Genomic DNA, 11,016 nt, shown 5'->3' on the forward strand with positions numbered 1-11,016 from the left:
CTTCCCGGCTCGCTGATGACCTCATGACCCCACCGGCCCCACCCGCTTCCGCACGCCCCGCACACGCCGACGCCCGCCCGATCGACGAGCTGCACGGTCTGGACGCTGCGCAGCTGGCGCAGGGCCTGGCCCACTGGACCACGCCCAAGGTGCTGCGTGGCGTGGCCGCGCATTGGCCACTGGTACAGGCCGCGCAGCGTTCGCCACACGACGCGGTGCGCCATCTGCTCGGTTTTGACCATGGCCAGATGCCGGTCACCGCCACCACCGCCGCGCCCGAGGCGCAGGGACGGCTGTTCTACAACGCCGACATGAGCGGCTTCAATTTCCGCCGCGAGCAGCTGCCGCTGAAAGTGGTGCTGGCCACGCTGCTGAAATACCTTCATGACCCTGCCCCACCCTCCATCTACGTGGCCTCCACCACGGTGGACAGCTTCCTGCCCGGCTTCAGCCAGGCCAATGAACTTGCGCTGGGTGTGAGCGCGCCGTTGACCAGCATCTGGATCGGCAACCGGTCGCGCATCGCCGCCCATCAGGATGCGCCGGACAATCTGGCCTGCGTTGCCGCCGGTCGCCGCCGCGTCACCCTGTTTCCGCCCGCACAGGTCGGCAACCTCTACGTGGGTCCGCTGGATTTCACCCCCGCCGGTCAGGCCATCAGTCTGGTGGATTTCCATGCGCCCGACCTTGCGCGCTTTCCGCGCTTCGCCGAGGCCATGACACACGCGCAGGTCGCCGAACTGGAGCCAGGCGACGCGGTTTTCATCCCGTCGCTGTGGTGGCATCACATGGAAGGGCTGGACGCCTTCAACGTACTGGTCAACAGCTGGTGGCGGCCGGTACCGGCGTGGATGGATTCGCCGATGAATGCGCTGATGCTGGGCATTCTCGCGCTGCGCGATCTGCCGCCCGCGCAGCGCACGCAGTGGCAGGCGATGTTCAACCATTACGTGTTCGATGCGGGAGCCGATACCGCCGCGCATATCCCCGAAGACGCGCGGGGGGTACTGGCCCCGCTGGATGAGCGCAGTGCCGAACGCGTGCGCGACGTGCTGCGGCGTCGCCTGCAGCGCGGCACCGACGGGCCGGCCTGAGCGCGCGTGCTCAGCGGCCCGGCGGCCGGCGCCTGCAGCCAGGTTTTCCAATCGCGGCCAGTCTGTTGAATAATGTGCACCGTACTGCTCGCCCCGCCCGCGTACGTTTCGCGCCGGAACCGCCCCGATCGGCCCGCTTCATCCTGCGCGCCCCGTACTGCAATCGAGCCGATGTCCCGTTCTCCGATACGCCTGAATCTGGGCGCGCTGATTCTTGCCCTCGCCCTGCTCAGTGCCGTGGTTGCGCTCGCCAACACACTGGTTGCCAGCTATCGGGTGCAGCGCGAACAGCTGATCGCGGGCACGCTGGAGGCCAACCGGGTCTACGCCAACAAGCTGGCCGAGACCACCCAGAACTTCGTATTGATGTCGCAGCAGCAGCTCGCCTACGCTGCGCGCCGGCTGGGCCACGACGGCATGAGCGAAGCCATGGCGCAGGACGAGGCAAGCCGGCTGCACCTGGCCACCAACAGTTTCAACTCGGTACTGGTGGTCACTGCGGAAGGCCGGGTAATCGCCACTTCCCCGCAGACCCTGCATCTGAAAGGCGAGGTTCTGCACAGCGCCGGCAACCGGCAGGCGCTGGAGCGGCGGCAGGCGATGATCACCGACCCCTACATGTCGGCTACCGGCAACCTGGTGGTGGCGCTGTCCCACCCGGTCTACAGCGAACAGGGCCAGTACCGCGGCTATGTCAGCGGCACCATCTACCTGCGCCAGCGCAGTGTGCTGGACACGCTGCTGGGCACCCACTATTACCGCGACGGCTCCTACCTGTATGTGGTGGATCGCCATGGCAACCTGCTGTACCACATCGATGAGAAGCGGATCGGCCAGCCAGCCATGCGCAATGCGGTGGTCGAGGCCGTGGTGAAAGGCCAGCGGGGTGCGCAGCAGGTGCGCAACAGCCAGGGCGTTTCCATGCTGGCCGGCTACGCACCGGTGGCGGCAACCGGCTGGGGCGTGGTTGCCCAGCGCCCTACCGCGGCCACGCTGGCACCGCTGTCCACGCTGATGAGTTCGGTGATCTGGCGCGCCATTCCATTGGGCGTGCTCTCGCTGCTGGTCACCTGGTGGTTCGCGCGGCGCATCTCATTGCCGCTGTGGCAGCTGGCGCGCAATGTGCAGGAGCGCGATACCGGCCGCGCCATCTCTGATGTCGGCGGCATCCGCGCGTGGTACTTCGAGGTCGCCCAGCTCAAGCAGGCAGTGCTTTACAGCTTCAATGCGCTGCAGGACCGCATCGGCAATCTCAACCGCGACAGCCGCACCGATCCGCTGACCGGCCTGCTCAACCGCCGCGGCCTGCAGCAGACCCTGGAGACGTGGCGCGCACAGGGTCAGGCCTTTGCCATCCTGGCGCTGGATATCGACCGCTTCAAATCCATCAACGACCGCTTCGGCCACGAAGCCGGTGATACCGTGATCGCGCAGATCGCCGCACAGATGCGGCTCAACTCCCGCGAGGGCGACGTGCTGTGCCGCAATGGCGGCGAAGAGTTCCTGCTGCTGCTGCCGGGCAGCAACGCCGAAGATGCGCTGCAGGTGGCCGAGCGGCTGCGGCAGCAGGTCGCCGCCGCCACCTTCGATGCCGTTGGCCAGGTTACTGTTTCGTTGGGTGTTTCGCATTACCCCAGCTTCGACCCGGACCCGGACCAGGCACTGCGCCTGGCCGACAAGGCCCTGTACATGGCCAAGGAACAGGGCCGCAACCGCAGCGTGGTCTACCCCTACGCGCATTGAGCGCAGCGCGTCAGGTACGCCGCGAACCATCTTTCCGCTAGAGCCGACCCCATGGTCGGCTTCCGCGCGAAGCGCGACACGGGCTACCGTCATCCGCCCGAGGAGCGGCGCAGCATGGGGTCGGCTCTCCCTCAACCGCCCATCACCGGACCGCGGCGTTGCTGCCTCATCTGCAGGTCCTGCAGCTCCTGCATACGTTGCTGCGCCAGCTGCTCGGCCAGCTCACGCTCGCTCGCCTGTGCCTGCTCGAAGGACTGCGCCAGCGGCTGGTTGACCGCCTCCAGCGTGGACATGCGCTCGCGCAGACTGGTGAGATCGCCGCGCCGCCCCTGCACCACGAACACGTATTCTCCGCCTGGGCATCCGGCGCTCGACCCGGACAGCACCATGTGATCGACCCGATCCAGCCCCTTGGCGATGGCCAGTGCGGTCAGGCTGCCGGCCAGCCGTTCGCTGATCCCATCCCACGGTTTTCCGGCCCCCGCATCCAGCCCGCGCACACCCTCGCAGCACTGCTGCCACAGCGCATGGCGCGGATGATCCGGCGCGGTGAAATCAACGGAAGCGGGTACAGGCGCAGGTGTCGGCGCCGGTGCGCCCGGCGTTGCGGGCTGCAGGTCGCTGATCAGATAGGGACTGCGCACGATCGGCAGTTCGCGGTTGGGATCGTCGGGATGGAACTGCTGACGCAGGCGCGCACGTTCCAGGCGGACCTCGCGCGCGGCTTCCAGATCGGACAACGTAGCCGGGTCGGTGACTACGCGGGGAGGGATCGGCATGGAGGATAACGGTACCGGTACGACGCCGATCGGAATGCTCGCCCGCAGCTGTCTTTGCTCCAACCAGCCGGTGGCGTCGCTGTAGTGATACCGATAGTGGAAACCGGGCCGGGGACATGCTGTTGGCGTGCCTCGACCATGTCCCACAGATACCCCTCCGGGTCGTCGATGAACGCCCGATATTTGTTGACCACCCGCGTCATGGTGTCGAAACCGCGGTCCATGCCGAGATTGGAATTGTCGAGCAGGATCGACCAGACGGCCTCGGCTTCAGCGTCGCCACCATATTCTCGCGCGGCCACCAGCAGTTTGTAAGGTGTCCAGGCGGAAGGATCGACCTTGCGAACTTCGAAGGCCTCATCGTGGGCCTTCTGCACATCCTCTACCGGCAGATTGAGTGCCAGATCGGGGCGCCCCTTAGCCAGCCGCGCCTCACGAAGCGCCAGGTCGCGCGTCATCAGATCGACGCCGAACATCTGCCAGTCGCGCTCATTGAGATACACGCCGTCCGCGCGCGCCTGCCGGTCGGCGAAGCTATTCGCTGTGGCGCCGGGTGCATTGTCATTGCGGATCACGCCCAAGGCCAGCAAACCGTAGCCATCGTTACCCTGCTTCTGCGCAAGATAGTTGAAGTACAGCTCGCGATTGCCTGCGGCCACGTAGGCTTGGAGCACATCAACGTCAGCTGCATTCAAGCCAGGTTTGGAATCACTCACTTTTCAGTCTCCTCGACGCTGTTATCAACCAGAAGTGCTGTGGCGCGCGCCTTCATCTGCCTCCAGTTCGCCATGCCCTCTCTCGGATACTTCAACTGCACGATCGTGCCCATTGCTTCAATGAAGAACGTCTGCTCACATCTGGCAAAGCCAATCACGTTGTTCTTCACCATCTTTCCATCGCGGTACTCCGCACCCGACTCTGTGATTTCGCGACGCGTACATTTGATGATCTGATCGATTGCGCCAGTGACGTCATGAGAGACGAACCAGTCCGTGAGAAAGACGTTGTCTTCGTCAGAGGGCGTCTCGCGCCAACCGTTCGCTCGCTGGTAGGCATGCACCCTGTCCATATCGACGTAGTACGGTGTCAGGCCATACACTGCCTCGCCCTGTATACGAGTCTCCAGCGATTCGGCTGGGTCTTCTCGGCGGGGAACCATTGGCGTGTATATGCGCCGCAGCGCTTCCGCCGGTTCAAAAGCACTGATGTAGTCGTAGCTGATCCTGACCGTACGTATCGATACGTCCACTGATAGGTTGCGCCGCTCGCCGGGCTTGAAGGGTTCCAGCGAGGGATACTCCAGCGCCAGCGAGAAACTGCCGTCGTGCTGCGGTCCTGTCTGTGTGCTGAAATAATTCCGTGGCAACACCAGCGCGTACGGCCCCACGCAGGCGCGCGCCTTCGGAACCGGAATCTGGCGCGAATCGAGCGGTTGGTTGCCGATGGTGATCGAGCAGCCCTGCTCATTGGTAAGCAGGCGGGGCGGCTTGCGCGGCTCTGCTTTGGCACATGCGCTGAGTGCAAAGGCCAGGGTGATGACCACGGGTAATGCCCGGAAGTACAGCATGATCGTCCTTGCTGGAAAACAGAGACGACGTTAGCCCGCAGCGTGGGCGGAAGAATCGCCGCATTTCCGTAATGCTCAATCGGTCACAGCATGACGCGGCGCATAGGTCCTGCCGCGACATTCCACAGCATATTGAAGAGCTTTTCGCGTCAGGACGGATGACGGACGGAATGATCCGGCGCCACGTGACGAAGCGCGGCAGCGATCACGCGCCCCGTGCGGTATCACGCCAATAGATGCTCGCCCGCGTAAGGCGGTGTATCGGGATGCTCGCCTGCAAGGAATGCGGCCTGCAGTCCCTGCCACCATGCCGGGTCGAACAGATGGCCGAAGTGTTCGCGAACCGCGGCGAGCTCTTCCACCGGCAAGCCCATGAACGCGGCGAAGCGCTCGGGGAATACATCGTGGGGCTCGATGTGAAACCAGGGCTCGTCAGCCAGCATTTCCTCTTCGCTGCGCGGCTGCGGCCAGTGCCGGAACACGCAGTCAGTGACCCGGCACAGCTCATCGTAGTCATAGAACACCACGCGTCCGTGGCGCGATACGCCGAAGTTTTTCAGCAACATGTCACCGGGAAAGATGTTGTTGCGTGCCATGTCAGTGATCGCCTGTGCATAGTCGAGCACGGCTGCGCGGCGACCCGATGCGCTCTGTTCGCGCAGGTAGAGATTGAGCGGGCGAAGGCGCCGCTGCACGTAACACAGGTCGATCTCCACCTGATCCCCCACCTCGCGCACACTGTACGTACACTGGTCACGAAGCTCCTGCAGCAGCGCGGGGGCAAAGCGCGCGCGGGGGAAACGAAGATGCCGGTAAGGCTGTGCGTCGAGCAGCCGTCCCACGCGGTCGAGGTTGAACACCAGCGCGTACGTGTCCTCCACCTGCTCGCGCGAGAGGATTTTCGGCCATGCGAAGCGATCGCGTATCAGCTTGAATACCAGCGGGTAGCTGGGTAGCGTGAACACTGCCATCACCATCCCTGGCGTGCCTTCGGCCGCCACCAGCTGCTGTCCGGGGTGTTCGTCGAAGTGACGGATGAAGGTACGGTAGCGCTCGGTCTTGCCCTGTTTGGCGCGCCCCAGCACGGTGTATATCTCGTCCACCGGCTTGCCCGGCAACAGGCTGCGCAGGAACACCACCGCATCCCCCACCGTCGGTAGATCGGCCTGGAAGTAGCTGCGCGACACACCGAACAGGTGGGCCACGTCGCGGCGGCGCGTAAGCACCGCTTCGGCGCGCAGGCCCTGTTCGCCGTTGACCAGCGCGATGATGCACGGCGAGAACCGATGTTCACCCAGCACACGACCGACCAGATAGGCACGGCGCTCGCGGTAGAACACGGTCTCCAGCAGCTCGATGCTGCGCACCGGGTGCTCGCCCCAGTGGGCGAGGTCGTCCTGCAGGCGGACCGCAATGGCCGCAGCACAGCGGAGTTGGTGCGCATACGGTACGGCGAACCGGTAATCTCCAAGTACACGCATCAGCGCCTCGACCGGGCGCGTGGCAGAGACCGCGTAGACGTGTCGCGCCACCGGATGGGTGATGGCGTCGGACGGTTCGACGTCCAACGCGAGGAACTCCACCTGCGCGTCCACTCCACGCGTGGCGAACAGGCGCCGCGTCAGTGTGTTGTAGAAGGTCTTGTAGAGTTCGGCATCAACGGCGGCATCGATCAGCGTGGCATACGCCCTGCGCACCTGCAGCCACAACGTGCGTTCGGCCAGCGTGTTGCCGGCCAGGCCGCGCAGGGTCTGCAGGCAGTTGGCAATGCACTGGTCATACAGGCCGATGCGCGCAACGGCATCCTGCTGCGCCTGCGTCCACTGGCGCTGCTCGAAGCGCTGCCGCGCGCGCGCGGTGATGGCCGCAAAGCGCCGGTGATAGTCCTCGAAGGCGTCGCGGATGCAGACGGCCAGTGCCTGCGCAGCCTCGCCTGCATCTGCGATGGTAAGGGTAACGGACATCGGAGGGCGCACCGTGGGAACCATGCCCACTGTATGCCAGTGAAGCATCCAGAGCTCATCGCCGGGTCAATGCCGCGTGCTCGGCCGACCTCGGCAGGTGGCCCGGACACCTTCATCGCACCTGCCGGCCGCTCAGCAAGTCTACGGCCGATCCTGGCGGTGCTGGTCAGTGCGGCGCGGCACTGACGGCGGCCGCCGCATGAACGAAGGCCCGCGCGCTGCGCGGGCCTTCGTCATGGCAGGCTATGTGGCGATCAGCCCTGCAGCTGCTCCAGCGCCGCATTGAGCGTGGCGCTCGGACGCATCGCAGCGGACACCTTGTCCAGGTCGGGGCGGTAGTAACCGCCAATGTCCACAGCCTTGCCCTGAACCGCGACCAGCTCCTCGACGATCTTCTGTTCGTTGTCGGTCAGCGCCTGGGCCAGCGGAGCGAAACGTGCCTTCAACCCGGCATCGTCATTCTGCGCTGCCAAGGCCTGCGCCCAGTACAGGGTCAGATAGAAGTGGCTGCCGCGGTTGTCGATGCCACCCAGCTTGCGCGAGGGCGACTTGTCGTTGTCCAGGAACTGGCCGTTGGCCTGATCCAGCGTGCTGGCCAGCACGCGGGCAGCGGCGTTGTCGTAACGCTCGGCCAGGTGCTCCAGCGAGGCGGCCAGGGCGAGGAACTCGCCAAGCGAATCCCAACGCAGGTAGTCCTCTTCGACAAACTGCTGCACGTGCTTGGGCGCCGAACCGCCGGCACCGGTCTCGAACAGCCCACCGCCGGCCATCAGCGGCACGATCGACAGCATCTTGGCGCTGGTACCCAGCTCCATGATCGGGAACAGATCGGTCAGGTAGTCACGCAGCACGTTGCCGGTCACCGAGATGGTGTCCTCACCCTTGCGGATGCGCGCCAGCGAGAACGCGGTGGCCTCCACCGGCGGCAGGATGCGGATGTCCAGACCGGTGGTGTCGTGGTCCTTGAGGTACTGCTCGACCTTGGCGATGACCTGGGCATCGTGGGCGCGCCCGGCGTCCAGCCAGAACACGGCCGGGGTGCCGCTCAGGCGGGCGCGGTTGACGGCCAGCTTGACCCAGTCCTGGATCGGCGCGTCCTTGGTCTGGCACATGCGCCAGATGTCACCGGCCGCCACGGTGTGTTCAAACACCACATCGCCCGCGTCGTCGGTGACCTTGACCACGCCATCGGTGGCGATCTGGAAGGTCTTGTCGTGCGAGCCGTACTCCTCGGCCTTCTGCGCCATCAGCCCGACGTTGGGCACCGAACCCATGGTTGCCGGGTCGAACGCACCGTTGGCCTTGCAGTCATCGATGACCGCCTGGTAGACACCGGCATAGCAGCGATCCGGGATCACGGCCTTGGTGTCCTGCAGCTTGCCCTCGGCATTCCACATCTTGCCGGAGTCGCGGATCATCGCCGGCATCGACGCATCGACGATCACGTCGCTGGGCACGTGGAGGTTGGTGATGCCCTTGTCCGAGTTGACCATGGCCACGCCCGGCCGCTGCGCATACTCGGCCGCGAGGTCGGCTTCGATTGCCGCGCGGGTGGCTTCAGGCAGCGACGGCAGGCGCGCGGCCAGATCACCGATGCCGTTGTTGGCGTCAAAGCCCGCCTGCTTGAGGACATCAGCGTGCTTTGCCAGCACATCCTTGTAGAACTCGTTGACCGCAACACCGAACATGATCGGGTCGGAGACCTTCATCATGGTGGCCTTCAGGTGCAGCGAGAACAGCACACCCTGCGCCTTGGCATCGTTGATCTGCGCGCTGATGAAGCTGGCCAGCGCGCTGCGGCTCATCACCGCCGCATCGACGATCTCACCGGTCTTGACCGCGGTCTTTTCCTTCAGCACCACGGTGCTGCCGTCATTGCCGTGCAGGGTGATCTTCAGGTTGCCGGCCGTGGTCAGCGTGGCGGACTTCTCACTGCCATAGAAATCGCCGGCGTCCATGTGCGCGACGTGCGACTTCGAGTCGGCTGCCCAGGCACCCATGCGATGCGGATGCTTGCGCGCGTAGTTTTTGACCGACAGCGGTGCGCGGCGGTCGGAGTTGCCCTCGCGCAGCACCGGGTTGACCGCACTGCCCTTGACCTTGTCATAGCGCGCCTTGTAGTCGCGCTGCTGGTCATCGGCGGGGGTTTCCGGGTAATCCGGAAGTGCATAGCCCTGCTGCTGCAGTTCCTTGATGGCCGCTTTCAGCTGCGGCACCGAGGCGGAGATGTTCGGCAGCTTGATGATGTTGGCATCCGGGGTGGTGGCCAGCTGGCCCAGCTCGGCCAGGTCATCGCTGACCTTCTGGCCGGCGCCCAGCAGTTCCGGGAACTGCGAGAGGATGCGGCCGGACAGCGAGATGTCGCGGGTTTCCACAGCGATGCCGGCGGTGGCGGTGAATGCACTGACCACCGGAAGCAGCGAGGCGGTCGCCAGGAACGGGGCTTCGTCGGTCAGCGTGTAGAGAATCTTGGGCGTATTCGACATGGGGGACTTGGACTCTTTGCAGATCTCAGGGAAAGGCCGGCGGATGCGCCGCGCCACGTGCAACCGTGTCGCATGCAGGACGGAGTGCCCCACACCTCCCCCGGCGCGGGCGGCAGCGCTCGCCCCGGGGAAACCCCCGTATTGTCGCGCGTTCGGCAGCGCACGGCAAAGCCAGCGCCCATACGTGGCGGTACTGCGAAGGTAACCGCTGCAACCGTCCAGCGTGACGGGCTGCAACAAAAAAAGACGCAGCCTTGCGGCTGCGTCCATCGTGAGCACGAACGGGAGAGAGCGTTGGTGCTTACTTGACCTCGAACTCCTGCGGCGATCCGGCCGCCTGACCATCAACCATGACTTCCGCACGGTACTTGCCCGCCGGCCAGCCATTGGCGTTCTTGAAGCTGATGTTGGTAGTCTCCGCACCCGAGGCGTTCAACGTAGCCGTCTGCTCACCGGCAACCTGTCCGTCCTGGAAGGTCAGCTTGGCGCCGACATTGGCGTTGCTGGCGGTGCCGTCGGTGCGCACCGACACTATGATTTCGTCGGTGCGCGCGAACATGGCGGTCGGTGCAACGCTCTTGTCTGCGGCGGCGGACTTGCCAACGGTCACCTGCGACACAGCAACCGGGGCGGTGCCGGTCATCGGCGGCGGGGCGCCGGTCATCGGGGCCGGTGCGGTTTCCGCCGGAGCGGTAGCTGCCGGCATGGCATTGGTGTCGTTGGCCGGGTCGTTCTTCTTGCAGCCGACCAGGGCGATCGAGCCGCCCAGCAGGGCGAGCATCAGGGCGTTGCGAAGCGGATGGGAATGGGTCATCTGTTCCTCCAAGGGGTGTGGCGCACGGGTACGAATTGCCAGCAGCGGTGACTGGGAAGCAGGGAATTACTTCGACGGCAGTTTCAGCACCTGTCCGGGCTGGATCTTGTCCGGGTCGGACAGCTGATCGCGGTTGGCCTCGAAGATCCTGTTCCAGGCATTGGCATCACCCAGATGCGCTTTGGCGATCTTCGACAGGCTGTCGCCCGCCACCACGGTATACGTACCACCGCCGTCGACGACGTCAGCGGTGCTGTCCACCGAGGACGTGACACCGGAGAAATCGGATTTGGGCACCTGCTGGGCGGTGCTGTCCACGCTGGCGGTGACGCCGGAAAAATCGGCTCTCTTATCGGTACTCATCCACACACTCCGTCTGCGTGTTTGTGTGGATCGCACAGTCGCACAGGGATTGTTAAATGGGGATGGTGCCAGCGTGAAGCGGGGCCTGCGAACGCTGAATGATTGGTTTCGGTTGTTGACAGGCATGGCCCGTCACTACCATTTGACGGGCATGGCCCGTCACTACCATTTGACGGGCATGGCCCGTCACTACCGTTTGACGGGCA

9 protein-coding genes are annotated in these 11,016 nt (G+C 64.8%); 2 read left to right on the forward strand and 7 right to left on the reverse strand.

The genetic code is table 11. The features are described 5' to 3' along the window. The first annotated feature begins 23 nt into the window (after window positions 1-23). Together RZA67_RS14440 and RZA67_RS14445 are read left to right on the forward strand one after the other, a co-directional pair. A complete protein-coding gene (locus tag RZA67_RS14440) occupies window positions 24-1,094 on the forward strand; it encodes a cupin-like domain-containing protein (RefSeq protein ID WP_317213421.1) in 1,071 nt (356 codons plus the stop codon). 171 nt (window positions 1,095-1,265) lie between these two features. Further along, complete coding sequence (locus RZA67_RS14445) at window positions 1,266-2,837, forward strand: sensor domain-containing diguanylate cyclase (RefSeq protein ID WP_317213422.1); 1,572 nt, start codon at window positions 1,266-1,268, stop codon at window positions 2,835-2,837. A gap of 131 nt (window positions 2,838-2,968) precedes the next feature. Here RZA67_RS14445 and RZA67_RS14450 read toward each other — a convergent pair whose 3' ends face one another. The 7 genes from RZA67_RS14450 to RZA67_RS14480 form a co-directional block, all read right to left on the reverse strand. Further along, on the reverse strand, window positions 2,969-3,616 hold the full coding sequence (locus RZA67_RS14450) for an XVIPCD domain-containing protein (protein WP_317213423.1): 648 nt from the start codon (window positions 3,614-3,616) through the stop codon (window positions 2,969-2,971). Beyond that, window positions 3,595-4,332 (reverse strand): hypothetical protein, encoded by a 738-nt coding sequence (locus RZA67_RS14455; RefSeq protein WP_317213424.1) that lies wholly within the window; start codon window positions 4,330-4,332, stop codon window positions 3,595-3,597. The genes RZA67_RS14450 and RZA67_RS14455 overlap by 22 nt, the downstream gene beginning before the upstream one ends. Then, on the reverse strand, window positions 4,329-5,183 hold the full coding sequence (locus RZA67_RS14460; protein ID WP_317213425.1) for a hypothetical protein: 855 nt from the start codon (window positions 5,181-5,183) through the stop codon (window positions 4,329-4,331). Before RZA67_RS14460 ends, RZA67_RS14455 begins: the two co-directional genes overlap by 4 nt. Before the next feature lie 224 nt (window positions 5,184-5,407). Continuing rightward, window positions 5,408-7,147: a bifunctional isocitrate dehydrogenase kinase/phosphatase gene (gene aceK, locus RZA67_RS14465; protein ID WP_317213426.1), complete on the reverse strand. Its 1,740-nt coding sequence runs from the start codon at window positions 7,145-7,147 to the stop codon at window positions 5,408-5,410. A gap of 254 nt (window positions 7,148-7,401) precedes the next feature. After that, a complete protein-coding gene (locus RZA67_RS14470; protein WP_317213427.1) occupies window positions 7,402-9,633 on the reverse strand; it encodes an NADP-dependent isocitrate dehydrogenase in 2,232 nt (743 codons plus the stop codon). A 301-nt stretch (window positions 9,634-9,934) separates the two neighbouring features. Next, a complete protein-coding gene (locus tag RZA67_RS14475; protein WP_317213428.1) occupies window positions 9,935-10,447 on the reverse strand; it encodes a hypothetical protein in 513 nt (170 codons plus the stop codon). A 66-nt stretch (window positions 10,448-10,513) separates the two neighbouring features. Beyond that, the gene (locus RZA67_RS14480) at window positions 10,514-10,810 is read right to left on the reverse strand and encodes a LysM peptidoglycan-binding domain-containing protein (protein WP_317213429.1); all 297 of its coding nucleotides are present in this window, start codon (window positions 10,808-10,810) and stop codon (window positions 10,514-10,516) included. Between the last annotated feature and the right edge of the window lie 206 nt (window positions 10,811-11,016).

Source organism: Stenotrophomonas sp. C3(2023) (assembly GCF_032911385.1).
GTDB lineage: Bacteria > Pseudomonadota > Gammaproteobacteria > Xanthomonadales > Xanthomonadaceae > Stenotrophomonas.